Source organism: Bradyrhizobium sp. LMTR 3 (assembly GCF_001693485.1).
Taxonomy (GTDB): domain Bacteria; phylum Pseudomonadota; class Alphaproteobacteria; order Rhizobiales; family Xanthobacteraceae; genus Bradyrhizobium.
Genome location: NZ_MAXC01000053.1, coordinates 338,434 through 364,597 on the forward strand (window position 1 = coordinate 338,434; position 26,164 = coordinate 364,597).

The 26,164-nt window shown below is 62.9% G+C and carries 29 protein-coding genes; 11 read left to right on the plus strand and 18 right to left on the minus strand.

Going from position 1 to position 26,164, the window contains the following annotated elements; all coding sequences use genetic code 11:
- The 4 genes from LMTR3_RS33825 to LMTR3_RS33840 all read right to left on the minus strand — a co-directional run bounded on the left by LMTR3_RS33825 (position 1) and on the right by LMTR3_RS33840 (position 2,976).
- Positions 1-813 carry a hypothetical protein gene (locus LMTR3_RS33825; protein WP_065749270.1) on the minus strand — a complete coding sequence of 271 codons (813 nt, stop codon included), beginning with the start codon at positions 811-813 and terminating at the stop codon, positions 1-3.
- Between the two features lie 131 nt (positions 814-944).
- Positions 945-1,730: a 2-keto-4-pentenoate hydratase gene (locus LMTR3_RS33830; RefSeq protein WP_065749271.1), complete on the minus strand. Its 786-nt coding sequence runs from the start codon at positions 1,728-1,730 to the stop codon at positions 945-947.
- A 69-nt stretch (positions 1,731-1,799) separates the two neighbouring features.
- Positions 1,800-2,165 (minus strand): RNA polymerase-binding protein DksA, encoded by a 366-nt coding sequence (gene dksA, locus LMTR3_RS33835; RefSeq protein ID WP_141686941.1) that lies wholly within the window; start codon positions 2,163-2,165, stop codon positions 1,800-1,802.
- Between the two features lie 199 nt (positions 2,166-2,364).
- Positions 2,365-2,976 carry an NAD(P)-dependent oxidoreductase gene (locus LMTR3_RS33840; protein WP_065749352.1) on the minus strand — a complete coding sequence of 204 codons (612 nt, stop codon included), beginning with the start codon at positions 2,974-2,976 and terminating at the stop codon, positions 2,365-2,367.
- Positions 2,977-3,089: 113 nt separating this feature from the next.
- Between LMTR3_RS33840 and LMTR3_RS33845 the strand changes: the two genes are divergently transcribed.
- The gene (locus tag LMTR3_RS33845) at positions 3,090-3,476 is read left to right on the plus strand and encodes a winged helix-turn-helix transcriptional regulator (protein ID WP_057843965.1); all 387 of its coding nucleotides are present in this window, start codon (positions 3,090-3,092) and stop codon (positions 3,474-3,476) included.
- A gap of 118 nt (positions 3,477-3,594) precedes the next feature.
- Here the strand turns inward: LMTR3_RS33845 and LMTR3_RS33850 are convergent, their stop codons facing one another.
- Entirely contained in the window at positions 3,595-4,008 is a 414-nt protein-coding gene (locus LMTR3_RS33850) for a flagellar assembly protein FliX (RefSeq protein WP_065749353.1), read from the minus strand.
- 269 nt (positions 4,009-4,277) lie between these two features.
- Between LMTR3_RS33850 and LMTR3_RS33855 the strand changes: the two genes are divergently transcribed.
- The 4 genes from LMTR3_RS33855 (at position 4,278) to LMTR3_RS33870 (ending at position 6,795) form a co-directional block, all read left to right on the plus strand.
- Entirely contained in the window at positions 4,278-5,402 is a 1,125-nt protein-coding gene (locus LMTR3_RS33855) for a flagellar basal body P-ring protein FlgI (protein ID WP_065749272.1), read from the plus strand.
- Complete coding sequence (flgJ, locus tag LMTR3_RS33860) at positions 5,402-5,740, plus strand: flagellar assembly peptidoglycan hydrolase FlgJ (RefSeq protein ID WP_065749273.1); 339 nt, start codon at positions 5,402-5,404, stop codon at positions 5,738-5,740. Before LMTR3_RS33855 ends, flgJ begins: the two co-directional genes overlap by 1 nt.
- Before the next feature lie 18 nt (positions 5,741-5,758).
- Positions 5,759-6,256 (plus strand): hypothetical protein, encoded by a 498-nt coding sequence (locus LMTR3_RS33865; RefSeq protein WP_065749274.1) that lies wholly within the window; start codon positions 5,759-5,761, stop codon positions 6,254-6,256.
- Between the two features lie 158 nt (positions 6,257-6,414).
- The gene (locus LMTR3_RS33870) at positions 6,415-6,795 is read left to right on the plus strand and encodes a hypothetical protein (protein ID WP_065749275.1); all 381 of its coding nucleotides are present in this window, start codon (positions 6,415-6,417) and stop codon (positions 6,793-6,795) included.
- 7 nt (positions 6,796-6,802) lie between these two features.
- On the opposite strand, the gene LMTR3_RS33875 is transcribed toward LMTR3_RS33870, so the two are convergent.
- The 3 genes from LMTR3_RS33875 to LMTR3_RS39945 form a co-directional block, all read right to left on the minus strand.
- A complete protein-coding gene (locus LMTR3_RS33875; protein WP_065749276.1) occupies positions 6,803-7,168 on the minus strand; it encodes a hypothetical protein in 366 nt (121 codons plus the stop codon).
- 17 nt (positions 7,169-7,185) lie between these two features.
- Positions 7,186-7,551: a flagellar biosynthesis regulator FlaF gene (flaF, locus tag LMTR3_RS33880; protein ID WP_057843972.1), complete on the minus strand. Its 366-nt coding sequence runs from the start codon at positions 7,549-7,551 to the stop codon at positions 7,186-7,188.
- Between the two features lie 150 nt (positions 7,552-7,701).
- Complete coding sequence (locus tag LMTR3_RS39945; RefSeq protein WP_283809342.1) at positions 7,702-7,830, minus strand: hypothetical protein; 129 nt, start codon at positions 7,828-7,830, stop codon at positions 7,702-7,704.
- Positions 7,831-8,121: 291 nt separating this feature from the next.
- On the opposite strand from LMTR3_RS39945, the gene flbT reads away from it, so the two are divergent.
- Complete coding sequence (gene flbT, locus LMTR3_RS33885; RefSeq protein WP_065749277.1) at positions 8,122-8,550, plus strand: flagellar biosynthesis repressor FlbT; 429 nt, start codon at positions 8,122-8,124, stop codon at positions 8,548-8,550.
- A gap of 69 nt (positions 8,551-8,619) precedes the next feature.
- Here flbT and LMTR3_RS33890 read toward each other — a convergent pair whose 3' ends face one another.
- From LMTR3_RS33890 to LMTR3_RS33910, 5 genes are all read right to left on the minus strand, one after another.
- Complete coding sequence (locus LMTR3_RS33890; protein WP_065749278.1) at positions 8,620-10,497, minus strand: flagellar protein; 1,878 nt, start codon at positions 10,495-10,497, stop codon at positions 8,620-8,622.
- A gap of 7 nt (positions 10,498-10,504) precedes the next feature.
- On the minus strand, positions 10,505-12,385 hold the full coding sequence (gene flgK / locus LMTR3_RS33895; protein WP_065749279.1) for a flagellar hook-associated protein FlgK: 1,881 nt from the start codon (positions 12,383-12,385) through the stop codon (positions 10,505-10,507).
- Between the two features lie 47 nt (positions 12,386-12,432).
- Positions 12,433-14,250, minus strand: coding sequence for a flagellar hook-basal body complex protein (locus LMTR3_RS33900; protein WP_065749280.1), 1,818 nt, complete (start codon positions 14,248-14,250; stop codon positions 12,433-12,435).
- Between the two features lie 188 nt (positions 14,251-14,438).
- Positions 14,439-14,939 carry a peptide-methionine (R)-S-oxide reductase MsrB gene (gene msrB, locus LMTR3_RS33905; RefSeq protein WP_065749281.1) on the minus strand — a complete coding sequence of 167 codons (501 nt, stop codon included), beginning with the start codon at positions 14,937-14,939 and terminating at the stop codon, positions 14,439-14,441.
- Positions 14,940-15,002: 63 nt separating this feature from the next.
- Positions 15,003-16,487, minus strand: coding sequence for an NAD(P)/FAD-dependent oxidoreductase (locus LMTR3_RS33910; RefSeq protein ID WP_065749282.1), 1,485 nt, complete (start codon positions 16,485-16,487; stop codon positions 15,003-15,005).
- 94 nt (positions 16,488-16,581) lie between these two features.
- On the opposite strand from LMTR3_RS33910, the gene LMTR3_RS33915 reads away from it, so the two are divergent.
- Positions 16,582-17,136 carry a SixA phosphatase family protein gene (locus tag LMTR3_RS33915; RefSeq protein WP_065749283.1) on the plus strand — a complete coding sequence of 185 codons (555 nt, stop codon included), beginning with the start codon at positions 16,582-16,584 and terminating at the stop codon, positions 17,134-17,136.
- Positions 17,137-17,293: 157 nt separating this feature from the next.
- Positions 17,294-17,719, plus strand: a complete 426-nt coding sequence (locus tag LMTR3_RS33920; protein ID WP_065749284.1) for a universal stress protein — start codon at positions 17,294-17,296, stop codon at positions 17,717-17,719.
- 262 nt (positions 17,720-17,981) lie between these two features.
- On the opposite strand, the gene LMTR3_RS33925 is transcribed toward LMTR3_RS33920, so the two are convergent.
- Entirely contained in the window at positions 17,982-18,218 is a 237-nt protein-coding gene (locus LMTR3_RS33925) for a DUF1127 domain-containing protein (protein ID WP_065749285.1), read from the minus strand.
- A gap of 179 nt (positions 18,219-18,397) precedes the next feature.
- Between LMTR3_RS33925 and LMTR3_RS33930 the strand changes: the two genes are divergently transcribed.
- The gene (locus tag LMTR3_RS33930) at positions 18,398-19,738 is read left to right on the plus strand and encodes an aminotransferase-like domain-containing protein (RefSeq protein WP_065749286.1); all 1,341 of its coding nucleotides are present in this window, start codon (positions 18,398-18,400) and stop codon (positions 19,736-19,738) included.
- Positions 19,739-19,740: 2 nt separating this feature from the next.
- Here LMTR3_RS33930 and LMTR3_RS33935 read toward each other — a convergent pair whose 3' ends face one another.
- Both LMTR3_RS33935 and LMTR3_RS33940 read right to left on the minus strand, forming a co-directional pair.
- Positions 19,741-20,349 carry a YdcF family protein gene (locus tag LMTR3_RS33935; protein WP_065749287.1) on the minus strand — a complete coding sequence of 203 codons (609 nt, stop codon included), beginning with the start codon at positions 20,347-20,349 and terminating at the stop codon, positions 19,741-19,743.
- Positions 20,350-20,419: 70 nt separating this feature from the next.
- Positions 20,420-21,049, minus strand: a complete 630-nt coding sequence (locus LMTR3_RS33940) for a hypothetical protein (protein WP_065749288.1) — start codon at positions 21,047-21,049, stop codon at positions 20,420-20,422.
- Positions 21,050-21,120: 71 nt separating this feature from the next.
- Here LMTR3_RS33940 and LMTR3_RS33945 point away from each other — a divergent pair, with 71 nt between their 5' ends.
- Complete coding sequence (locus LMTR3_RS33945; RefSeq protein ID WP_028348602.1) at positions 21,121-21,555, plus strand: hypothetical protein; 435 nt, start codon at positions 21,121-21,123, stop codon at positions 21,553-21,555.
- A 19-nt stretch (positions 21,556-21,574) separates the two neighbouring features.
- Here the strand turns inward: LMTR3_RS33945 and LMTR3_RS33950 are convergent, their stop codons facing one another.
- The gene (locus LMTR3_RS33950) at positions 21,575-23,977 is read right to left on the minus strand and encodes an EAL domain-containing protein (protein ID WP_065749289.1); all 2,403 of its coding nucleotides are present in this window, start codon (positions 23,975-23,977) and stop codon (positions 21,575-21,577) included.
- A 172-nt stretch (positions 23,978-24,149) separates the two neighbouring features.
- Positions 24,150-24,656, minus strand: coding sequence for a YciE/YciF ferroxidase family protein (locus tag LMTR3_RS33955; protein WP_065749290.1), 507 nt, complete (start codon positions 24,654-24,656; stop codon positions 24,150-24,152).
- Positions 24,657-25,041: 385 nt separating this feature from the next.
- Here LMTR3_RS33955 and LMTR3_RS33960 point away from each other — a divergent pair, with 385 nt between their 5' ends.
- Positions 25,042-26,097, plus strand: coding sequence for a lysylphosphatidylglycerol synthase transmembrane domain-containing protein (locus LMTR3_RS33960; protein ID WP_065749291.1), 1,056 nt, complete (start codon positions 25,042-25,044; stop codon positions 26,095-26,097).
- Positions 26,098-26,164: the final 67 nt, after the last annotated feature.

Consider the following 26,164-nt stretch of genomic DNA (forward strand, 5'->3'; position numbering starts at 1 on the left):
TCACTCCGGCGTCGCGCGCCGGATCAGGGCGCAAAGCCCTGTCATCCGTGCGATCGGATGTTCGACGAACAGGCGGCAGGAAGCGAGCGCGCCCTTCAGCGTGTCCGGCGGCGCCGGGGGCTTCAGTTGCTTTGCGAGAGTCGCACCATGCGCGTACCCGAGCGCGCGAGTCGAAAGCGTCAGCGCGTTCAGCCGCCCTTCCCGCTGCAGTGGCGCCAGCATCGTTCGAACCAGCGCCAGATAGGACGGCCAGTACGCCAGGTGCCGGTACATACTCGCAATCAGTTGCGGTTCGGTGTCCTCTCCGAAGGAATTCAATTCGGCGACCAGCGCCGCCACCTCGGGGTCCAGCGCCTCCATCGGCGGCAGCTCCGGAATTTTTGTGCCGGCCGCCGTTGGCGCCTTATTGGCGGCCGTCACGGCATCGGCCGGGCGCGGCTCGTAGTGCGCCAGCACCGCCGAGAGCACGACGAGCGCGAGCGCATTGGTATATTGATAGCTTTCGAGTACGTCACGAATCAGCGCGCGTTCGGTCTCGTCCACGCCGGCGGCAAGCAAGGTGTCGATGGAGAAGCCAGGCCAATCCGGCAGCGCGAGCGTTCGCCTGACGGCTTCGGCATGCAATGGCGCGTCGCCGAGATAGAGCGGTCGCACCGTCGCCCACGTCCATTCCAGCGCGCCCGGCATGGTCGCGAGGTTGCGCCAGATCAGGTTGACCACGCTGGTGCCGAGCACCTTGCGGATGTCGGCATAAATGTCTGCGATTTCGCCTCTCGCTTCGGATTCGAGAACCGACGGAACGCTCTCAGCCATCACTCTCACTCGAACCGTAGGATGGGCAAAGCCAACGGGTCGCGCGAACGCGCCCGATCACAGGCTCCGCGTGCCCACCGACACAAAAATGGTGGGCACGGCGCAAGCGCGCCTTTGCCCACCTGCGAGATCTACGCAAATGTCGCGGTTACCGTCCCCAACCCCTCCAACTCCATCTTCACGGCATCGCCCTGGTCGAGCCACACGGTTTTGACAAGGCTGCCGGTGAGAACGATCTGCCCGGCATGCAGCCCCGTGCCCTCTTCGGCGAGATGATTGGCAAGCCAGGCCAGCGCGTTGTGGGGATGGCCGAGCACGTCGGCGCCGGTGCCGCGGCCCACCTCCTTGCCGTTGACGACGGCACGGCCCTTGGCCGTGAGCAGGTCCGGCGCCTTGGTGCGCGCCACCGCCTTGCCGAGCACGCAGCCGGCGGCGAAGAAATCGTCCGCGACCAGCGTCGGCGCGCCCATCGTCTCCCATTTGACGTACCGGTCGTCGACGATCTCGATTGCGAGGTGATACGCCTCGATTGCTTCCATCACCCACTCCGCGGTGAACGGGGCTTCTGACGGCGCGAGATTACGTGCCAGCCGCACCGCGATCTCGCATTCGACGCCGACGCGGACGTAGTCGCCGAAGCGCAGCTTGGCGCCGGAGTCCTGCACGCCCTTGGCGAACACGCCACCGCCGCAAGGATGGGGAATGTCGAGATATTCCTGCATCACTGGGCTGGTGCAGCCGATCTTGTAGCCGACCAGCGCGCCGGTCTGCGGCAGCAGCAGATCGTGGACGGCGCGTTGGATCTGATAGCCTTCGGCTTCATCGGCAGGCGCTAGCTCAGGCGGCAGCGCGGCCAGCGGCGCGCGATTGCGGCGGGCGGTAGCGATGTTCTGTGCGGCCGCGAGAATCTTGTCCATCAGCGGCGGCTTTCATGGTTGCAGCCTGCTGCGCTGACCGCCCTTCGCGGTCAGCCGCCAGGCCCTGCCCTATTCGTCCCGATAAACTTTCTCGCGCTTCTCGTGACGTTCCTGCGCTTCCACCGACAGCGTTGCAATGGGGCGAGCCTCCAGCCGCTTGAGCGAGATCGGTTCGCCGGTCTCCTCGCAATAGCCGTAGGTGTTGTCCTCGATGCGTTGCAGCGCCGCGTCGATCTTGGAGATCAGTTTGCGCTGGCGGTCGCGGGCGCGCAGTTCGATGGCGCGATCGGTTTCGGAAGAGGCGCGATCAGCGAGATCCGGATGATTGACGTTCTCTTCCTGAAGCGTCTGCAGGGTGATCTTCGATTCCCTCAGGATCTCGTCCTTCCACGCCAGCAGCTTGGCGCGAAAATACTCGCGCTGGCGGTCGTTCATGAAAGGCTCTTTTTCGGAGGGTCGATAATTCTTCAACTTTTCCAAGGCCAGCCCATCTTCACGTGCAAGGCGGGGCGGAAAATTGTCCGTCCGCGCGGGCCTTATATAGCGGCGGGTTGTGACAGACAATATAGGCCGTCTCCTTGGGGGTACCTCCCCCAAGGCCTTGCACAGGCAAAGTTATCGGGACCGCCTGGCGCTAGTAGCCGACCGTGAAGCGCTGGCGGATGTGGACGGGACGCTCGATCTCGTCGGCGAGTGCAACTGCGAAATCCTCGAAGGAAATCGAGCTTTTGCCGTCGGCAGCGGTCAAAAGCTGGTCGGTCCCGAGGCGGAACTTGCCAGTTCGCTCGCCGGCGGTGAACAGGGCCGAGGGCGATAGGAAGGTCCAGTTGAGTTCCTTCTCGGCCCGGAGCAGATCGAGGAAGGCGGCGCCCTTCTCGGCTTCCGCCTTGTATGCCACGGGAAAACCCGGGGTGGTGACCAGCCGAACGCCCGGAGCCACTTCAAGGCTGCCGGCGCCCCCGACCACGAGGTAGCGACCGACCTGCGAATCCTTGGCGGCGCCAATCAGCTTGGCCGGGTCGCTGGCGAGAAAGTGGATCGAGCTGATTGCGGCATCATGACCGGCGAGCAGCCGGGCCAGTTCCGCCTGGTCCATGGCATCGCCCGCGGTGGGCGTGACATTGGCCTGAGCGGCGATCTTTTCGGGATGGCGGGCGATGGCGGTCACGCTGTGGCCGCGGCGGGCGAGTTCGGCGGCGATGCGCGAACCGGCATTGCCGGACGCGCCGATGACGGCGATTTTCATGGAGGTCTCCTGCAAATTGACGGATATGGTATCCAATGGTGACTAGATAGCGAAATGAATGTAAGTGTTAAGAGAGCACTTTTGGGTCACCTGATTACGCCGGAGTAACTGCCGTGAAAGCCAGCGCCAAAACCCCGAACGCCTATTCGGCTCAATGCCCGACGCGGCAGATTCTCGATCGCGTCGGTGACAAATGGGCCGTACTCATCCTGCTTCTCATCAGGCACGAGCCGATGCGTTTCAATGCGTTACGCCGCACCATTGAAGGCATCTCGCAGAAGATGCTGAGCCAGGTTCTCAAATCGCTCGAACGCGACGGATTGATCAAACGCCGAGCGATCGCGACCGTGCCGGTCACGGTGGAGTATTCGATCACACCGCTCGGCGCGACGCTCGCCGACGCGGTCGATCCGTTGCGGGACTGGGCGGAGAAGAACCTGAAGGAGGTGCTGAACGCGCAGCGCCGTTACGACGCGGCGCGCAAGGATATGGCGGCGTGAATCAATCCACCACCGTCATGCCCCGCTTCAAGCGGAGCATCCAGTACGCCGCGGCCTTTCGGTCGAGCACGAACGTCTCTGGAATACTGGGTTGCCCGCCGGGCAATAACATTCGGCGCTAGAACCGCCCGGCCTTTGCCAGTTCGACTTCAACGCGCAGTTCGATCTCGGCCAGCACCGCATCGAGGCCGGGATCGCCGGAGGACGACTTCAGATTGGCAGCGGCATCGCGCAGCCGGTTCACCGTAGAAGCATCGAGATTGCCGGAGAGCAGGCCGATCTTGAGTTCGTCGAGCACGTCGAGCGCACCCCTGCCCCGTGCCACCGAACGCTTGCGGCGCTCCGTCGGATCCTCGACGCCCTGCAGGGCGAGCAGCGCGTCGATGTTACCGGCGGCTTTGGGCGCTACAGCCGCGCGCGGCTCCTCGGGCGCGGTCGGCGTCTCCGGCAGCGAGAAGCCGGTCGAACTGGTTCGCCGCGTATGACTTGCGGGCGATCCAAGCGTGGTGCCGTTCGGTCCGTAGATTCGCATCGTGGTGATCTCGCGCCCTGAGAATGGAGCGACCTTCGCCTTCTTATGGTTAATGACGCGTAAACGGCCCGGCAAAATCTGCCGACATGCGGCAGTTTCGCCCATCGTGGTGAAGCCGCCGCGACATCGCGCCCCCGACGAACATCCAGCAATATCAGTGCATTGCATCGGAAATGCAGTGTGGCACGGCGCTCGCATAGTTAATGCCGGACCGTCGTCATGGGAGTGGCGCCTGCGGTCCGGTGGAAGACCTCGAGGGGGAGCACAGGATGCCCGGCATCCGTTCGGCAAGACTGATCTGGGTGGCCTGCGCCGCGCTGTTGGCGCTCGCGGTAACGCCCTCGTCCGCGGGCGCGACGTCGCGGATCAAGGATCTCGCCAATATCGAAGGCGTGCGACAGAACCAGTTGATCGGCTACGGCCTCGTCGTCGGCCTCAACGGCACCGGCGACACGCTGAACAACATTCCCTTCACCAAGCAATCGCTGCAGGCGATGCTGGAACGCATGGGCGTCAACATCCGCGGCGCCACCATCCGCACCGGCAACGTCGCCGCCGTCATGGTCACCGGCAACCTGCCGGCCTTCGGCACCCAGGGCACGCGGATGGACGTCACGGTCTCCGCGCTCGGCGACGCCAAGAATCTGCAGGGCGGCACCCTGCTCGTCACCCCCCTGCTCGGCGCCGACGGCAACGTCTATGCGGTCGCCCAGGGCTCGCTGGCGATCTCCGGTTTCCAGGCCGAAGGCGAAGCCGCCAAGATCGTGCGCGGCGTACCCACCGTCGGCCGCATCGCCAACGGCGCCATCATCGAGCGCGAGATCGAATTCGCACTCAATCGCCTGCCCAATGTTCGCCTCGCGCTGCGCAACGCTGACTTCACCACCGCCAAGCGCATTGCCGCCGCCGTCAACGACTTCCTCGGCGTCAAGACCGCCGAGCCGATCGACCCCTCCACGGTGCAGCTTTCGATCCCCGCCGAGTTCAAGGGCAACGTCGTTGCCTTCCTGACCGAGATCGAGCAGCTGCAGGTCGACCCGGACCTCGCCGCCAAGATCGTGATCGACGAACGCTCCGGCATCATCGTGATGGGCCGCGACGTCCGCGTCGCCACCGTGGCCGTCGCCCAGGGCAACCTCACCGTGACGATTTCGGAAAGCCCGCAAGTCAGCCAGCCCAATCCGCTGTCGCGCGGCCGAACTGTCGTCACGCCGCGCACCGGTGTCAGCGTCTCCGAGGACGGCAAGAAATTCGCGGTCGTGAAGGACGGCGTCTCGCTGCAGCAACTCGTCGACGGCCTAAATGGTCTCGGCATCGGTCCACGCGACCTGATCGGCATCCTGCAGGCGATCAAGGCCGCCGGCGCGATCCAGGCCGACATCGAGGTGATGTGATGAACGGCATCGCCAATTCCTACGACAAGACCTCGCTGATCAACGGCCGCAAGGACCCGCTGCTGGCCGACGCCCTGACCAAGATTTCGCCGGAAGCGCGGAAAAAGACACGCGCCAAGGCCGAAGAGTTCGAGGCGATGTTCCTCAACTCGATGTTTTCGCAGATGACCACCGGCGTCAAAGGCGAAGGACCGTTCGGTGACACGACCGGCACCGGCGTCTGGCGCTCGATGCTGACGGACGAGTATTCGAAATCCTTCGCCAAGTCCGGCGGCATCGGCATCTCCAACGATGTCTTCCGCACCTTGATCCTCCAGCAAGCCAACCGCGTCGGCTGATCCAAAGGAACCCCCGACATGAATCAGCGTCCTCAAGCCAGGCCCGCACCGGCCCCCGCCCCAGCAAGAGCGATCTCCACGCCAGCCGAGGCGCGCAAGCTCGCGGAAGAACTGATGGACGTGATGAGCGGGCTGCTCGGCATCATCGAGCGCGAAACCGAACTGGTTCGTGCCGGCAACGTGCGCGAAGCGATACGGCTGGAAGAGCAAAAGGGCGAGTTGTCGCGTCGCTACATGGTCGCGGTCGAGAATCTGAAGAACGGGCAAAAATATCTGGCGCAGGTATCGCCGGAACTGCTGGCGACGTTGCGCCGCCATCACGACACCTTTCGCGCGATGCTGCAGATCAATCTCACCGTGCTCGCGACCGCGCACGCGGTGTCGGAGGGCATCGTGCGCGGCGTCAACGCCGAGATCCAGCGCAAGAACATTCCGAATACCTATACGGCTTCGGGACAACGCGCCGCGCCGGGCCCGCGCAACATCACCCCGCTCTCGGTCAGCCGCTCGCTGTAGGCGATCGCGATCTTCCGTCCGCTACAATTTTCACTAAATTTGCGCCCCCGCATCAGAGCGGGATTCAGCGTATTCCCTAACACCGTGTTGAGAGGTGCCCGGCTATATTGCGATTGATGAGGGGTTGGATTTGACTCGCAGCAAGCCTGGAGGCTGCCATGAGTACAGATTTCAACATCAAGCCGGTGGGGGCACCGGTTGCTGCGCCGATCGTTCAGCACGTCAGCGAGGCGGCACAACATGCGGTCGCAACCGAACTGCCGGCGAGCCAAAGCGTCTCGGCAGTCGACTCGAGCGCGCGCGCCAGCACCGATTCCGCCGCGGTCCGCGTCTCCATTTCGAATCCTGCGGTATCGAACCAGGTCGTGATCGACCGCGATGCGCGCGCCGTGGTCTATCAGGTAGTCGACGTCAAGACGAGTCAGGTCGTGAAGCAGTTTCCCGAGGAAGCCGTGCTGCGCCGGCGGGCCTATTTCCACACGCTCGACCTGACCAAGGACGCGCCGACGCGGCTCCTCGCAACGGATCGCAAGGCCTGAGCCAAACTTAGCTGGAGCGCGATGCGTAGGCCTGGTCGAGATAGGTCTGGCCGCTCGACGGGTCGGTGACGACGTTCTTGATCTCCGCTTTCCCAAGAGCGGATAGCGTGAACTTGGTGTCACCGATCCGGAACGAAAGATCCTTGATCAGAACTTCCTGGAACTTGTTTGTGCCGCCGCTCTGGTACTGCACCTTGGCGCGAAAGCCGGTGACGTTCGAGATCGTGAACTTGAACGTCTTGTTATCGGCATATTTCCCGGTCCAGGTGCCTTCGTAGAGCTTGGGATCGACCGCCACGTACGGAGTCTTGGATGGAACGGTCAATCCCACCGTCTTGTAGTTGGCCGATATGATGCTCCAGAGGTCAGCCATCTTGGCACACTCGGTCGTTAGCTGCGGCCGGAGAGGCCGGCGGCGAGATTGCAATTGATGTCGATCAGCGACTTCAACTTGGCCGGATCCGGGTTCATTTGCATGTCGACGGTCTGCTTCATCACGAAGACGCCGATGTTCGCGATGTTCTGACGTACTTCGATCGGTTGAGGGTTCTCGTTCGCTTCCACGGCGCTCATGAAGATCGACCAGAGCCGGCGGTTGAACAGCAACGCGTTGTGCATGGCTTTATCAGGTCCATTCCAGTTGGACTGGACTTCCTGGAGTTGCCGTGCAGCCTTCAGCAGCGCCTGCGCTTCAATTTCACGGGGGGACGTCGTCGTTTGCGATGTACGCGCGTAGGCTTGGGCTGCATTAGACATTCACTGACCTCGATGGGAGCGGTTGACCGCGGGACTGCAGAAAAACTGCCCAACTTTCATACAGGTTGCGCCTTTAAATATGGTTAGCAAGTGTTACCGATTGTGTCGGTAGCCCGGCAGAAATCCACATTTTCGTCAGCATGCCGGCCGTCAGGTTCTGATGGAATTAACATCGAAGCCCAAATTCTCACCTTCGGTGCTTTTCTTCATGCCAGGATTTTTCTTCTCGAGCGGAAAAGCTTCGTGACGGATCTGCACCATCGACAGGGTCGAACCCAAGACTGACGCCTGCGTCCGCAGCAACGTCGAAGCGCTGGCCGGGACGACGTTGTTAGTCGCCGTGTTGTCGAGGAGGTTGGCGAGACCGACACCGGCCGCGTTGAAGCTGACGCCGGTGAAATTAATTCGCCGGGCTGGAATCTGCTCCGTATTTCCTACTGGTCAGGCGCAAGAAAGCCCCGCCAAATGGGCACTATTCGCACGTTCACCATTGGTTAACCATCATCAGGAAGGATGCCGAATCTGCCGGCGGGTACCGACAATGCGCGAAGCGCCAAACGGAGAATAGGTATGGCCTTGAAAGTCGAGCTCAAACCGCACGAGCGAATCATCATCGGCGCATGCGTGATCACCAATACCGATCAGCGCGCCAGGCTGTTGATCGATGGCGACAGGATTCCGATCCTGCGCGAGAAAGATATTCTCACACCCGAGATCGCCGACACGCCGGCCAAGCTGGTCTACCTCGCAGTGCAGCTCATGTACCTGTCGCCGGATCCGATGGCCCACCATCCGACCTATTTCAGCCTCGTGCGCGACATCCTCACGACAATGCCGAGCGCATGGCCCTTCATCGAGGGCATCAACAACTACACTCTGAACGGCGATCTTTACCACGCGCTGAAGGAAGCAAAAAAATTGATCGGCCATGAAGAGCAGATCCTGGAAAGCGCCCGGAAAATGCAATCGCTCAATGAGCCCGATCGCAAATCCGCGTAGGCATCGCATCGCTCAAACAAAAAAGGCCTCCGCAAGGAGGCCTTTTGCTTTGAAGCGAACAAGCTTTCTTCAGATCGGCAGGAACTTGGTCAGCGTGGTCTGGTAAAGCATGGACGTCGTTTGATACGAAGCCTGCAGACTGGTCTGCAGCGCCAGGATCTTGGTCGCCACCTCGTCCTGGTTGATGCCCTCTATCTGGTCGAGCATGGTCTGCGCCATTCCCTTGAGTTGGGTCTGGCGGTCGGTCGAAGCCTTGATGGCGTTCTGCGCGCCGGCGAACTCCGCTTGCATGTCCTGAATCGACTGTTGGCCGGTCTGCGGCGCCAGGTTTGCCGAAATTCGTTGTTGCAGCGCGTTCACCTGCGCCTTCGAGTTCGGATTCGCGGGATTGGTCGTGACCGCGGCATACACCGCGATATTCTGCAACTCGTAGCGCAGCGCCTGCTCGTTGGCGCGCGCACCGTATTGCACCGTGATGGACTGGTCGATGCGCGCGATCGCCGTGCCGCGCGGCGGATCGGTGCCGACTTCGCCGGTGTACCACGAGACCGTGTTGGCGGTCGTGCCGCCGATCAGATTGGTAGCGGTGGCAAACGGCGGACCGTTCACACGCAGCGGCGCCGGATCTGCGCTCGCTGTGGCGCTGAAGCCCAGCGCCGCGAAGGCAGCCGCGTTCGAACTGGAAACAGTCAGGCTCGCGCCGTCGCCACCATGCAGCGCGATCACGCCGCCGGTGACGGTCGACGGCGTGCCGGTGCCGGTGATCGAATCGATTTTGGCCAGCAAGGTCTGCACGCTGTCGGTAATATTGAGCTGGTTGCCGGTCGCGCCGGCAGCGACGAAGGTAATCGGCGTACCGTTGACCGTGATGGTGTCGCCCGCCGCAAAGCTCGCAGCCAGTGAGTCGGTCCCTGCCAGGCCGGACAGCAGCGTGGCACCGGTAATCGGCGCCGGCACCGTGGCCTGGTTGTTGACCGGGCTCCCGGTGACGGTTGCGGACGGATTGAAGAAATTGTCGGACGCCGCGATGGCGGACGCGGCAACCAACGCCGTGTCGCCCAGCGTCTGGATCGAAGAAGTCAGCGCCGCCTGCAGGTTCGCGGTGGTTGCGACCGTATCGACGCCGATCAGAAACGAGCCGGCAGGCGGCGGATTGGTGGTCGTCGCAGTCAGCGCGATCGACTCCGTGGTGCCGTCGGGCAGGTTGAAGTTGAACGTGATCTTGTCGCCATCGTTCGGATTGACGGCGCCGAGATCGACGGTGGCGGCCGGCGGCGCCCCGGTCGGCTGGGTCACGGTCGCTCCCGTCAGCGATGAGCTGATTGAACCAAGCTTCAACCCGAACGATGAACCATCCTCGGCGAGGCTGGTCATGGTGGTCGTCAATGGCGGCGACGAGACCGTCAGATGCGCCATATTGCCGACGCCCTGATCGGCCTGACGGCGCTCGTTGATCAGTTGCTTCAGACCGGCCTGCGTGCCCACACCGTCGAGCATGACGTCGGCGGGCACCGTCGCTGATGTGTCGGTGGTGCGGCCGGAAAACAGATAGCGGTCACCGGTCTGGCTGTTGAGCAGCGACACCGCATTCGAGAACGCCGCCTGCGCCGTAATCTGACCGGAGGTTTGACCGTTGTCGTTGAGCACGATGGTCGACGTGCTGGCCGCTTTCTTTACCGACGTGCCGATATCGGCCAATCCCTGCAGCGCAAGGTTGACGACGTTGAGTCTCGTGTTGACGTTGGTTGCGGTGTCCTTGAACGCGTCGATGCTGCTGACCTGCGCGCGCAAACTAAGGGCAAAGCCGCGATTGGCGCCCTGCCCTGCATAGGTCGTCGAGACCCGACCGCTGGCGAGCTGCTGCGTCAGATCATCGAGTTGCTTGCGGATATTGAGGATCGAGGTCCCGATATAGGACGTCCTGCCGTTAACGCCATCGATCGACATGATACCCTCACATGGCCTGGATCAGCGTGTCGTACATCTGCTTGATGGACGACATTACGCGCGCGTTGGCGGAGTAAGCGTTCTGCAGTGCGAGCAGATGCGCCATCTCGTCGTCGATATTGACGCCTGAGGCATCCGTTACCTTCTTCTGCAGGGTGTTCAGCACTACAGACTGACCGTCCGCGAGTTGCTTCGCGGCGGTTGCGGCTTCGCCCTGCTGGCTGATGAACTGCTTAGCGAAATTTGTCAGCGTCCCGGTGAACGGCGCGCCGGTCGTGCCGATGCCGGTCTGCGGCGAATAGCGATAATTCCCCGACTGCAGTTGCGTGAGAATGAAGTCGGATCGCGTGGTATCACCCGCAGCCGTCAACGGGCTGGTGGAAAATACGATGGTGCGCGAGGGATCGCCGAGCAGCCCGAGATTGACGCTGATGCGGCCGGCGAGGCCGGTCTGCTGCGAACCGTTGGCGGTGATCGCACCGGAAAACAGGCCGCCATTATCGGTGAACAATGGAAGCTGTGGGTTGCCGCTGGTGAGCGACGACATGGTCGTTGTGACCGACGCCGCCAGCACGTCGGAACGGTTTGGCGCGCCATCATCGAGCACGCGCAGGGTCGATCCCGACGGGTTTGAGAACTGCAGATCACTCGACCCGAGTGCGGCGTTGAGCTGGGAGACCACCGACGCCATGCCGCCGGCGAAATTGATGCCGAGCACCTCATCGTTGGGATCGAGGGTCGTAGTATTGCTCAGCGGCAGCACGCTCGGATCGTCGACGCGCACGATCGACAGATTGTGCGTAACACCGGTGGTGTTGTCCTTGTAGCTGACGTGGATGACGTTGCCGGATTGCAGGCCCGTGAGATCGAGATCGTAGCCGGCCTGCGGCAGCACGGACGCCGGAGCAGCGGTACCGGCCGTCGTCTTGTCCGACAGTGCGCTCGCCATCGACGCCGCGAACTGGTCGATCTGCGCTTGCGCCTTCACCAGCGTGTTGTCGCGCAGTTCGAGATAGGCAGCGATCTTGCCCGAACGAATCGAGTTGGTCGACACCAGATCGTAGCTGCCGCCGTGCGGAAAGTTGATGGTGATGGTGCCGACGTTGTTCTTGGTCGGGTCGGGATTGTACAGCGTGTTGGGCGTCACCGTGCCCTGGGGATTGAACGAGAGCTGCGCCGCCTCGGTGCCGACCAGTTGCACGCCGGAATTCGTGAACACCGTCACCTGGTTGAGGTCGTTGACGACCGTTCTGATGTCCATCAGGCTCGACAACTGGGTGATGTATTGATCGCGCTGATCCAGCAGCGATGCCGTTGCAGCGTCCGTCTTGCCGTTGTTCTGGAGCTGATTGTTGATGAACGCGATCTGGGCCATCGCGTTATTCGCGGTCACGATCGAATCGTTGATTCCCATCTCGGCGTTGGCGCGAAGGGCCTGAATCCCCTGCGTCGTCGCATTGAGCGTCTGCGCCATGGTCTGCGCGGCGCTGACGGCCCCGATCCGCGCCGACTGCGAGTCCGGGCTGGTGGACAGGCCCTGAAATGCGGTCAACAGCTTGTTGAACGCATCTTCGATGGTGCCGGTTTCAGCCGGATTTCCGTAGACGTTCTGCAGATTTTGGAGAAAGGTCGAACGGATATCGGCATAGGCTGCGCCGGAGGTTTCCGTGCGCAGTTGCGTCTGCAGATATTGGTCGAGCTGACGGTCGACGCCGTGGAGCAGAACGCTCGAACCGTAGTCGCCGGTCACGCCAGCGGACTGGATGATCGACTTCCTGACGTAACCCGGCGTTTCCGCGTTGGCGACGTTCGATCCCACCAGGGAGATCGCCGCTTGCGTCGCGCGCAAGCCGGACATCGCGGTAGAGAGAGCCTGACTCAAACCCATGACTAATTGCCCATCTCAAATCGTATTCGCGAACGAACCGTCGCGGATCAGCGCAGCACGTTCAGGAGATCCTGCACCATCGTGTTGGAGGTGGTGATGACCTTGGTGTTGGCCGAATAAGCCTGCTGGGTGACGATCAGCTTGGTAAACTCGTCGGCGATGTCGGTGTTGGACCCTTCCAGCGAGGAGCCGACGATCGTTCCTGCCTTGCCGAACAGCGCCTGTCCGGACGCGTCGGTGACCTCGAACGCGCCACCGTTGACGCGCTTGAGAAAGTTGGTTCCGTTGAACGTCGCGACCGAGATTTCGGCAAGGTCGAGGTTGCGGCCATTGGAATAGTTGCCGACAATGCGGCCGTTGGTGCCGACGCCGACGGACTGCAACTGACCGGCCGGGAAGCCGTCCTGCTGGATCTGGTTGACCTGCACGTTGCCGTTGGCATCCGCGAATTGGGTAACACCGCCGGTACCGAAGTTGATGACGGGACTGCCCAGCGCGACGCCGTTGACGACGGCATTGGTGAGCTCGATCGAAGGGATCGCCGGCGTCATCTGCCCTGAGGCAGAGAAGGTGAAATTGGTGTTGACGTTCTGCCATGAGACCTGGGTGCCGGTTGCGTTGGGATTGACCTGGTAGAACAGGTTCCAGGTGTCGGTATGGCCCGCACCGAGCGAGGCGCTGTCGACCTTGGCCCAACGGAACTGCAGATTCACCGGAGCGCCCGAGACGTCGTAGGTCGTAACCGCACCACCCGCGATCGACTCGGCAAGAAACGTCGAGTTGTCGTTGCCGACGACCTGGCCGGTGCCTACTCCGCCGCCACCACCGCGCGTTGCCGTCACGGTGCCGGTAAAGCCGAGGGCAGCCCAGGCAGCGGTGTTCGAACTTGAGACCGAGAGATTGAAGGCCGTGCCGGAGTGCAGCGTGATCGAACCGGAGGCGATCGTGGCATTGTTCGGGGCTGACGTTCCCTGGAGCGCGTCGATCTTGCTCAGCAAGGTTCCGATGCTGTCGTCGACGTTGATCTGGTTGGCGCCGACGGCGGTGCCCGACGCCATGAAGGTGAGGGTTTGGCCGTTCACCGTGATGGTGTCGCCCGCGACAAAATTGGTGGAGATCGAGTCGGAGCCGGCAATGCCGCTGAGCAGGGTCGCGGCCGTGTTCGCAATCGACGGCGTCGCTTTGTTGTTCTGGGTGGTGCCGCTTCTGGAGGCGTCGGTATAGGGCGCCATGGGCGTGCCGAGCGCCAGCGGATTATGTCCAGCACTGTATGATCCGGGCACGATCAATTCCGATCCGGGAACGGAAACGTCATGCTTGGTCGTCAGCGGATAGCTGGCGAGGTTGGCGCGATAGTCGATCCTGGTGGTTTGCTGCGCCGGCAGGAAGTCGTTCTGGAATCTGAGAACCTGCGGCGAACTGCCGGAAGGGTTACCGGTGGTCGGGTCGATCGGCACACCCTGCAGGTAATAGCCGGCGCCGTTGACGAGATAGCCGCTCTTGTCGAGCTGGAAGTCACCGCGGCGGGTGTAGCGGTCGACACCGTCGAACACCGGCGTGCCGTCGGTGAAGTTGCCAGGCTTTTGCACCGCGAAGAAACCGTTGCCGTTGATCGCCATGAAGGTCGCAACCGAGGCCGTCTGAACGTCGCCCTGCACCGAGTTGGTGGAGCGGGATTGCGTGGTCACGCCGCCGGCGAGTTGCGCGGTTGCCGAGGTCTGCGGAATCAGATCGAGGAAGGAGGTGTCGACGCGCTTGAACGCCGTGGTCTGCGAATTGGCGATGTTGCCCGAGACGTTTTCCAGCGCGTAGGAGTTGGCGCGAAGGCCGCCGACCGCGGTGGTGAGAGCGCCGAAGATACCCATGACATTTTCTCCAAATTCGATCCGGGCGGCTCGCCGGTCCACGTAAACCCAGGCCGCGTCGGGAGAAGATGTCGCAAGCGTTGTGCCAAACAACAAAACCAATACAAATCAATGCCTTAAGAAAAAAGCCCCGGTCCAAAGACCGGGGCACATTTGCCGGGCGGGCAACAATTGCCGAGCGGCGGCCGCTATGATGCCGACGGCCCCGCCGGGTGGAACACCATCCCGAAACCGTCGATGCAATAGCGCAAGCCGGTCGGTTTTGGCCCGTCATCGAAGACGTGTCCGAGGTGGCCGCCGCAGCGGCGGCAATGCACTTCGATGCGCAACATGCCAAAAGTGCGGTCCTCGGTCTTGCCCAGGGCATTGTCGAGCGGCTGCCAGAAGCTCGGCCAGCCGGTGCCGCTGTCATATTTGGTATCCGAGGAGAACAGCGGCAGATCGCAGCCGGCGCAGGCGAAGATGCCCTTGCGTTTTTCCTTCAGGAGCGGGCTCGAGCCCGGCCGCTCGGTGCCGTGCTTGCGCAGGATTTCATACTGCTGCGGCGTGAGCTGGGCGCGCCATTCGGCGTCGGTCTTTTCCACCTCGAATTTCTCGGCGGCCTGCGCCGGCGTGGTGCGCAGCCAGCGGAAAGCGGCCAAGCCAAACAGGCCGGCTACGGATGCGAGCAGGATACGGCGGTCGAACATGGAATTCTCCGTGCGAGGCGGGCCTAACGGTTCGCCATCAAGTACGGCCCGGAAGCGCCGAAGTTACACCGATCCGTCCCGGACTTTCTCACTTTCCTGCGAGGGAGCGACCGGCATCCCGCCGTCGCGGGCCTCTGCCGGCCGTGGCGGCTGTGGACGCATGGGGCGCGGCGCGACCGGTGGACGGCGCGGCGGCCTGGTTCCGGCCTGCCGGTTGGCCTCCGCCAACCGCGCCTCGCGCACCCGTTCCCGGGCGCGGGCGCCTTCGCGGTAACGGGCCAGCGCGCCCGCCGCCGCGGAATGGCCCCGCCCCCACAGGCCGATCAGATGGCCGGCTACGCGGCCGGTGGCGCCGCCCGCCCAGACCAGTTCGAACGGCGAGAACAGTTTCCAGCGGTCCTCACCCCACAGGATGCTGCGCGCGATGAGCTGCCCCGCCATTGCCGAAGTGTTCAGCCCGTGGCGTCCGAAGCCGCTGGCAACCCACAGCCCTTTGCGCAACTGGCCGATCTGCGGCATGCCGTGCACGGTCACCCCGACCGCACCGCCGAACACGTCTGATATCGGGACTTTGCCGAGCGTCGGGAAGATGGTGGCAATGCGACGCTGAACGAGGGGAGCAAAGCGGCGCGGCCGCGCTTCCCAGGTGGTTTCCGGGCTCGCCCACATCAGCCGGTCGCCGTCGATGATTCGGAAATGATCGATGCCGTCACTGTCGGCCACCGAGCCCCTGAAGGCGATCACCTCGCCCAGCCGTTCGCCGAGCGGCTCCGTCACCGCGGCATAGCGCCAGACCGGAAGCAACGTCTCCGACAGGCGGCGTAACGGGGCGCCGAGATGAACGTTGCCGGCCAGCACGATATGAGAGGCGCGCAGCCGCGCCGACGGCGTCACGATGCGCTTGCGAATGCCCGACGGATCGATGCTGACGACCGGGGTATCTTCGAAAATGCGCGCGCCCGCCCGCTTTGCCTGCGCGGCAAGGCCATGGATGTATTTGCGGCCGTCGATCTGGAATGCGCGCGGATAATAGATGCCGTGGAAATAGCGCGCCGTCCCGAGCTGATCGCGAACGCGATCGACCTGCCACCCCTCGACTTCGGTCTCGAAATCCTCGCTCAGCGTCTGCAGCCGACTGATCAACGTCTCGCCGGCATCGACGTTGGAGACCTCCAGCGCGCCTTCAGTGAGCGCAATTCCCGGCATCGCCTCGTCGGTTGCGGTGGCGCGAACGTAATCGGCGCCCTCCCTCGACAGCGCCCACAATTCGCGCGCGTCTTCGATGCCCACGCGCTCGATCAGGTCGCCGATCGGAAGACTGTAGCCCGGCATGACCGTACCGAGTTGATGGCCGGACGCGTTCCAGCCGACATGCCGGCCTTCGAGTACGGCCACGCTGGCGCCGCGTCGCGCGGCCTCCAGCGCTACCGTAAGACCAGCAAGTCCGGCTCCCACCACGCAAATGTCGACATCCAGGTCGAACGAAAGACGCGAGCGAAAAGGGCCGTCGTCGGGGCCGTTGGTCGCACTTGAGAAAGTCTCGGGCATGGCGTTTCTTACGGCCGGCTGCAGCGCTTGTCACCTCGTCCCAGACATGAGCTTGTAGATTAGTCCAGACTAAGACCGAATCGAGATCGCGCCAATGCGCCGTTTGATGCTGCTGCGTCATGCCAAGACCGAACACGACGCGCCTTCGGGCCGTGACCACGACCGCCGACTCGACGAGCGCGGCCGGCGGGATGCCGTCGCGATCGGAACCTGGATCGGCCGGCATCCGCCTTTTCCCGACGCCGTTCTGGTTTCGACCGCGGTGCGGGCGCGGCAGACCTGGGAAATCGCACGCGACGCGATTAAGGATGCAGTGCGGGAACGGCCGCCGAAGCCGCAGGTCGAACTGCTCGATGAACTCTACGGCGCCGAGCCGACGCAGCTCCTGCGGATCATCCGCATGGCCGAGGTCACCGACCCCGCGCGCCTGATGCTGATCGGCCACAATCCCGGCATGCATGAGCTGGCGCTGATGCTCGCCGGCAGCGGCGACGCGGCGGCGAAGAAGACGCTCGAGGACAACCTGCCGACCGCGGGACTGGCGATCCTCGACTTTGCCACCGAGGACTGGAGCGAGGTGGCGTTCCGCCGCGGCAAGCTCGTGCGCTTCACCAGCCCTAAATTGCTGAAGCAGGCGCTGGACGATTGAGGTGCGCGGACATCCAGGCTCTCCCGTGCTAAGCTCGCCACGATGCAGTTTTCGCGCGAATTAAGAACAAGTTCGCGTAAAAGAAGGCGCGTCAAAACAAAGGGCTGGAGTCGGGCTCTGACAAATCAGAACGGACGGCTGCAGCGGGAGGCTCCAGATGTTCAAGTCGATTCTCGTGCCGATCGATCTGGCTGATACCGATCTGGCCAAGCCCGCGATCGCGACCGCCGCAACGCTGTCGCAAACCTGGAGCGGCTCGGTACGATTGCTCAATGTGTTGCCGATGACGCCGGTGATGCTGGCGGAATACGTGCCGGCCGATTTCGACGCCCAGCAGCGCGCGACATCGGAGGAAGCGCTCGCGATCGTGGCGCAGGAATCCGGCATCGCGGCGCCGCGCATTTCCACCGCAGTGCGGAAAGGCGGCATCTATCACGAGATCCTCGAAGAGGCGGCGGCGGTCAAGGCCGACCTGATCGTGATGACCTCGCACCGGCCGGCGATGAGGACCTATTTTCTCGGCTCCAACGCCGGCCATGTGGTGCGCTATGCCAAGTGCTCGGTGCTGGTGGTCCGGCACTAGCTGGAGCGAAAAACACTAACGATCTCGTGCAGATGCGCTTCGCGCGGAACGCCGTATGGCCCGGACACAAAATATCGAAAACAACCCCATGCAAAGTAGGACCGACCTTGCACTCGGGCGCAAGGCGGTAAGTCATTTTGGTCACGACGTACGACGGCCCTTGCAGGTGATCGCCGCCCGGTGCGACCGGTCTGCTTAAAGGCAATTTGGCCCGATCGATGACCGGGCCGCTGCTATTGCAAATCGATGAGGACGAACGCGCTTACATCATCCGCCCGTACATCGGATCAATGCTGCCGCGCACGGCCGCTTCAATTTGGCTGCGTTCAACCCCGATGTCGCGGAGTGCGCGATCGTCCAATTCACTTAGTGTTTTGACGGCCTCGCGGTGCGCAAAGTAGGTGACGATGCGGTTCACCCAGCGTCCGAGCAGGCCGAAAAATCCGACCGGGCCCTTCCTGGAAGCAGGCTGACCTGCCGTCTGGGATATCGTCGTCATCGTTCTTCTCCTTGCTTTCGCACGGCAAAGCGCCGCCGTCGACGCAAACGCCTTCCGAGCGTTTGCACCTATTGAGTTCTGATTGCTTGCACCCCTCTCAGTGCAATCACAGGCTTGATGGGTTCAAAATGATCCGATACATTTCTCGGTGCAAGGAAAACATTGCTCTCGGTGCAATAATGTCGAAGTTCGAGTATTTGAAGCTTGCCGATACCGTCGCCGCCGAGATCGCCAACGGCGCGCTCAAGCCGGGCGATCGCCTGCCGCCGCAGCGCAGCTTCGCCTATCAACGCAAGATCGCGGTCTCGACCGCGAGTCGCGTCTACACTGAGCTGTTGCGCCGCGGTCTGGTGGTCGGCGAAGTCGGACGCGGTACGTTCGTTTCGGGCGAGACGCGGCGCGGTATCGCCATGCCGGCAGAGCCGCGCGGCGCGCGTATCGATCTGGAAGTCAATTATCCAATATTGCCGACGCAATCGGCGATGATCGCGAGAAGCCTTGCAGGGCTGGAACGCCCCGAAGTGCTCGATCTCGCGTTGCGGCACTCGACCACGACAGGCACTCTTGCCGCGCGGACCATTTCCGCCGAGTTTCTCTCCCGCGAGGACTGGTCTCCGGCACCCGATCAACTCGTCTTCACGGCGAACGGGCGGCAATGCATCGCCGCTGCGCTAGCGGCAGTGGTGCCGAGCGGCGGCCGCTGCGGCGTCGAGGCGCTGACTTATCCGTTCATCAAGGACATCGCCGTCAGGCTTGGCGTGACGCTGGTGCCGCTTGCGATGGATGAGCACGGCTTGCGCCCGGACGCCGTGCAGAAGGCTCACCGCGAAGCGCATTTGTCGGCGCTGTACGTTCAGCCGACGATTCAAAATCCGCTCGGCATGACCATGCCTCCGGCGCGCCGCGCCGATTTGCTGCGCGTGGTCGAGAAGCTCGGCCTCACCGTCATCGAGGATACGGTCTACGGTTTTCTTGACGAAGAAACCCCGATGGCCGCGCTTGCCCCGGATAGCTGCATCACGCTCGACAGCCTGTCGAAGAAGGTGGCGCCCGGCCTTGCCCTCGGCTTCATCGTTTCGCCGCCGCGGCTGCGCGAACGCGTCATGTCCGCGGTTCGATCGGGCGGATGGACGGCTTCGGGATTTGCGTTCGCCGCCGGACAGCGGCTGATGGCAGATGGCACCGTTGCCGAGCTGTCACGCCTGAAACGCATCGATGCGGCACGGCGCCAGCAGATGGCGGCCAAATACCTCGCCGGATTCGATGTTCAGGCCAACGTCAAATCCTACCATCTCTGGCTGACCTTGCCCCAGCACTGGCGCTCGCAGACATTCGTCGCGGCCGCGGCCCGGCGCGACATCGCGTTGACGCCTTCGACTACCTTCGCCGTAAGTCCAGGCTACGCCCCCAACGCCGTCCGCCTGGCGCTCGGCGCCCCCAGCACCGAACAGCTCGATCTGGCGCTGCGCACGTTGTCGGGAATGCTGACGGCGAAAGAAGACGTCGATACGACCGAGTAGAACTATCGGTCGCCTGCCGGGCTTGCCGGCCACTCCGCGATAAAGCCCCTCGCCTTGTACGGCTCGATCTTGCCCCATTCGCGGAGCATGCGGCGGCTGAATTCGGCGTCGGTGTGCCAGAGCGCCCGCGGCGTCTTGAAACTGTCGACCATGACCAGCATCTTCTCCACTTCCGGCCAGCGCCGGTGCAGCGTCATCGGATAACGGCGCGCGGTCCAGGTATTGCCGAGGCAGATGACGCTGCGGATGTTGGCGAGGCCGAGCGCAGCGTCGATGATCGGCAGCGAAAGGATCACGTTTTCGCCGGTGTTCATCGCGCGGTCCTCTCGCAGGATGATATCGGCCGCAACGCCCCGCGCGATCATGGCACCCGCAATGACCTCGCATTCCGACAGATCCGATCCCGGCGTCACGCCGCCGCTCACGATCGCCCAGCGAAAATATCCGTCGCGCCACAGCCTGCAGGCTTCATCGACGCGCGCATCTACATCCTCGCGTGTTCCGAATACGAACAGCAGATCGGCCGGCCGCAACGGCGTCTCGATCAGATGCCGCGCGTTGATCGCGGCAATTTCGGCCCCGGTTGGCGATCGCCTGTTTCGATCCGTCACGGCAGTTCGTCTGATAGCGAAAGCGGTCCGGTCATGATGCCGCGCGTCAGGCGTCCGGCGAAGTCACATTTCATTTCGCCGGATTGCGAGGTAGCGGCGGCAACAGTGTCTCCGGCAGGCGATCGAACGTGTAGAGCCGCGGCTTGTTGCGCCAGATGAAGCCGCCCATCTGCCATCCGAACAGGGCGGCGAACCCGACCAGAAACAAGGCGCCCGCGAATTCACCGGTAGCGACTGCGCGCGCGAGCAATCCTGCGATCGCGATCGCGACCAACGCTAATAGCAGACAGCCGCCGGCATAGGTCATCGGCCCGATGCCGCCGACCAACGCGACCGTGCCGCCTGCCTTCAGGCGAGCGTGCAATTGCTCGATGAAGGCGCGGTAGTCGCGGTCCTGCGGCGTCATCAGCACGACCGTGTGCCAGCTTGTCGAAAAAGCGGTGATGGGCTGGCCGCTTTTGTGTTCGATGTCCGCGCGAAAGCGGCGCGACTGCATCGACATTGGCCGGTAGGAGAGACGCACAGCGACGATATCGGCATACGGCCAGGTTCCGGACTTCCCCCTCGCCTGCCACGACAGCCCTTCATCCCTGAGTTCGAATTGATGCGCCGATCCGACCAGCGATGCCTTGTAAACGTAGCGGGTCCCGGGCGTGCCCTCCCCTGCTGTCGTAGCCTGTTCCGTTAATGAAGGGGGCAACTCAAAAATCCCGTTGTGAGTTGAATGTAGCCTGCTTGCGCCGCGAGCTGGCTTTACCTTACAAGCGGGCCATGGCCGATACGACTTATTTTCCGCGTCGCCTGATCCTGGCCGGCGCGATTGTTTCCGGAGTGCTGCTGGCGCTGGCCGTGCACATGTTGGGCGCTCGTTACGGGCTCGATCTCGGCGGCCTGTGGCGAACCGACACAAGCGAATTCATGCCCGCGGGCGCGGCAATCGCGTGGTGGCTGATCGCGACAGTGGGCTTTTCCGGCGGCTATTTTACCGCCAACCTGATGCACAGCGCGGCCTCGGGCCAAATTCCGCAGCGGATGCGACAGTTCCTGATCGCAGTCGGCGTACTGATCCTAGCCGGCGCCGGACAGGCCGCCTCGGCGCCGAGCCCGGTCCCGACCGTGTCGGGTGTGCTCGCCGGCCTTGCGGCCTTATGCCTCGGCGCCGTGATGGCATTCTGCGGCGCGCATTTCGCGCTGCGCAAGGCTTGAAGAAGCAAGACTTGAGAAACTAAGCGACGACCCGCGCCCGTGGCTTCGATAGCATGGTTTCCACCTCGGCAGCGGGACGCGGCGGGCTGAACAGATAGCCTTGCGCCTGCGTGCAGCCCTCCTGGCGCAAGAGGTCGAACTGCGCGTCGGTCTCGACGCCTTCAGCCGTGGTGACGATACCCAGGCTCTTGCCGAGGCCGGTCACGGCGCGAACGATCGCCATCGAATCATCGCGCGTCGCCAGTTCGGTGACGAAAGAGCGATCGATCTTGATCTTGTCGAACGGGAAGCTGCGCAGGTAACTCAGGGACGAATATCCGGTTCCGAAGTCGTCGAGCGAAATCCGGACGCCAAAGGCGCGAAGCTCGTGCAGAACCGAGAGCGTGGCCTCGCTGCTCTGCAGCAGCACCGATTCCGTGATTTCGAGCTCGAGCCGGTGCGCGGGAAGGCCCGAGGCTTTCAGTGCCTCCATCACCGTCGATACCAGATTGGGATTCTTGAACTGCACCGGTGACAAATTGACGGCGACGCCGACCTCCTGCGACCACTGGGCCGCGTCGAGGCAGGCTCGGCGCAACACCCAGTCGCCGATCGGCACGATCAGACCGGTTTCCTCCGCCAGCGGAATGAAGTTGGCCGGAGAGATCATGCCACGCAGCGAATGATTCCACCGCACCAGCGCTTCGAAACCGACGACGACATCTTTGGCGACATCGCGGATCGGCTGGTAATAGACTTCGAATTCTCCGCGCTCTAGCGCCGCGCGCAAGTCGAGCTCCAAGAGCCGCCGGGCCTGCGCGCGGGCGTCCATCCCGGTCTCGAAGAAGCGGTAGGTGCCGCGGCCGTCCTCCTTGGCGCGGTAGAGCGCGAGGTCGGCCTTCTTGAGGAGCTCGTCGGGGTTCTTGCCGTCCTCCGGCGCCAGCGAAATGCCGATGCTGACCCCGATGACGAGCTGGTGGCCGGCAATCTCGTAAGGCGCCGAAACCTTCTCGACCACGTGGCTGGCGAGCAAGGAAACGGCGGATGGGTCGCAATCGTCGCAGAACTGCACGATCGCGAATTCGTCCCCACCCAGCCTCGCCACCGTGTCATTCTCGGTGATGCATTCGCCGAGACGGCGGGCGACTTCTTTCAAGAGCGCATCGCCGACCGGATGGCCGAGCGAATCGTTGATGTCCTTGAAGTGGTCGAGATCGAGACAGAGCACTGCAAGCTGATCGCTGCGTTTGGCGAGCCGCAACGCCTTTTCGAGTTGCTCGCGGAACAACGTCCGGTTCGGCAGATTGGTCAGCGCGTCATGGCGCGCCATGTGGGAAATCTGCTCCTGGGCAGCCTGCCATTCGGTGATGTCCTCGAAGGTCGCGACCCATCCGCCGCCCTTCATCGGCTGGTCGACGACGCGGAGCGAACGTCCGTTGCGGCCGATCGACTTGGTCACGGTGTTGCCGGCCCTGGCATCCGCTACCACCGCAGCGAAGAATTCATCGGGATCGCCGTCCCATTCGCCGACCGACTTCAGTTCGCGCAGAACGTCGATCAGCAACCGGCCTTGCAGCGGCATGCCGGACCGGTCCATCAACTCGACGTAGCGTTGGTTGAATAGCAGGATGCGGCCGTCGGCATCGAACATGCAAAGTCCGTGCGACATGTTGTCGAGCGCGGTATCGAGCAGGACTTTCTGTTGATGCAGCTCGCCCTTGGCGCGGCGATCGATCATGGCCGCCAGCAGCGACAGCCCGAGGATGGCGAACGCCGCCACCGCTGTCAGGAAGGAAAGCGCGGTCGGTGAAATCGACAGCCCGTCGGTCCCGAGCGTCGGGTCGGGAATCAGCGTGACGGCGCCCATCGCCGTGAAATGATGCGAAACGATGGCAATCGTGAGCAGCCCCGTGGCGCCCACCGTATGGGCGGGATTGTCGCGACGCACGGCAACAAGAAGCGCCATGGCGGCAAACACGCTGCCAAACACGATCGAGGCCACAACGATGCCGGGCGACCACACAATGAACGCCGGAAGCTCGAGTGCGGCCATGCCGGTATAATGCATCGCTGCGACGCCCGCGCCGATCACCGCGCCACCAATCGCAACCACCGGCCACCGTGCGCTCGACAGCGCAATGCACAGACCGATGGCGACGATGCCTATCGCAAAGACCAGCGACAATAGCGTAACGGGAATGCTGTATCCGGCTCCGGCGCCGGGATCGTAGGCCAGCATCGCGACGAAATGGGTGGCCCAGATTCCGCAGCCGCCGACTGCTGCGTCGAGGCCGATCCAGATCGCGCGCGTACGGCCGTGCGAGGCCCTGGCACGATGAAACAGGCTGATGGCGACTGCGCTGGCGAGCCAGCAAATGGTACCGGCGAGCACGACCAGACGCCAGTCATGCTCGGAAGTGAGGCAAGTTAGGACGCGGTACATACAGACCCCCGAAGGCCTGTAACAGCAGTCCTATTGGTATATTTGGCGTAACCGCCGCGGTTCAGTTGCCCGGATGGTGAACAAATGCTTTTGGCATGCCAGGCATGCCCAGCGCGGAGACGCCGCGCGAGCTACTTGCCCGCGCGGCGTTTTGCCTCAATGGCGCGATGAATCAGCTTGCGGCTCGCAGGTTAACCTTGCCTTCCGCCAGCGAGGTCAGCTTCTTGTCGACCGTCTTTTCCTCGTCGAGCGTCTTCTGCAGGATGCTGGCGCAATCGTTGCGGCCGAGCTGCCGCGCCCACGCGACCAGGCTGCCGTAACGGGTGATTTCATAGTGCTCGGCAGCCTGGGCGGCGTTGATCAGGGCCGCGTCCAGCACGGCCTTATCAGCGATGTCGCCCGCGACATCGTCGGCTTCCTCGATGATGCCGTCGATCGCCGGGCAATCGGCCGCCTTCACCTCAGCGCCATGCATGCGGAATATCTCTTCGAGGCGCTGGACATGCGTCTTGGTTTCGTCGAGATGGCTCAGGAACCCCTGCTTGAGCTGCTTGTCGGTAGCCTTTTCGGCCATTTTTGGCAGCGCTTTCACGAGCTGCTTCTCGGCATAGTAAACGTCCTGCAATTGATGGATGAACAGGTCGTTCATGGTCTTGATGTCTTTGGTGAACAGTCCCATTGCGGTTCTCCTCCATTTGGGAACACGCAGGGCGCAGGCCTCGTGCTGGCCGGCGCGTGCTTCATGTTCGGTGCTGTTGGAGGCTAACTTGCCTGCGAAAAGGACGTTCCTGAAAGCCGCGAAAACGCCGCGATGGAACGGACGGAACGGCGCGGCAAAAAGCGCCCGCGGAACGGACCTCGTTGCGACTCAAATACGTTAACGCCGCGACATATGTATGGCGTATGACAAAGGCGGCGAACGACGCCAAAAGGCATGCTTGTCAAGGGCTGCACAACGGCCCGGTTTTGGCTTATGGGTTTCGCGCACGGTGCCTCTGACCGTCGACTGTCACCCGTCGTGACAGGCCCCATCTTTACGTATTGCCGCCCCGCCGGGAGGATGAATGCATCGGCTGCTGACCGCGCTCAGGCGTGGCTTCAAGGAGAAGATCGGCTGGAAACGGCTGGGAATTGTCGCGAGTCTTCTCATCATAGCTCTTGCGATCACCCATCTGGTGCGCACCCTCAAGGGCGTCGACACCGGGGTCATTCTGACTGCGCTGACCGAAATCGCACCGCATCGCATCGCGCTGGCTGCGCTCTGCGTGGTGGGTGCGTTTTGCACGCTCACCTTCTATGATTTCTTTGCCTTGCGAACGATTGGCAAGACCCATGTGCCCTATCGCATCGCCGCGCTGTCGAGCTTCACGAGCTACACCATCGGCCACAATATCGGGGCCACCGTGTTTACCGGCGGCGCGATCAGGTTCCGGATCTATTCCGACTACGGCCTGACGGCAATCGATGTCGCAAAGATCTGCTTCCTCTCGGGCCTCACATTCTGGCTCGGCAATCTGTTCGTGCTCGGCCTGGGCATGGCCTGGCATCCCGAGGCGGCGTCGGCGATGGACCTGTTGCCGCCGGCCATGAACCGCTTGATCGCGATCGGCTGCCTTGCCGGCATCGCCGCCTATTTCATCTGGCTATTGATGGGTGAGGGCCGCCGCGAACTCGGCCAGAACGGCTGGAAGGTCGTGTTGCCCTCCGCCCGGCTGACGCTGCTGCAGGTCCTCATCGGCGTCGTCGATCTCGGCTTCTGCGCGCTGGCGATGTATCTGTTGATGCCGATGGCGCCGCACATCGATTTCGTTTCGCTGGCGGTGGTATTCATCCTGGCGACGCTGCTCGGTTTTGCCAGCCATGCGCCCGGCAGCATCGGCGTGTTCGACGCAGCGATGCTGGTGGCGCTGCCGCAGTTCGGCAGGGAAGAATTGCTGGCGACGCTGGTGGTGTTCCGGATCCTCTACTTCCTGATCCCCTTCGGCATCTCGATTTCGATCATGGGGACGCGCGAAGTCTGGCTCAGCGTGGTGCAGCCCTGGCAGGAACGGCGCCGGCTCAGCGAAGCCTGTACGGCCAAGGCCAGGGTGCGGCAACCGATCAAGGGCCGGCAACCCTGAAGCCGGTAACGGCGTCGTTATCTGCGCCGTCTGGTGTTTTGGGCCGGAGCTGCCTCATTCTCTTATT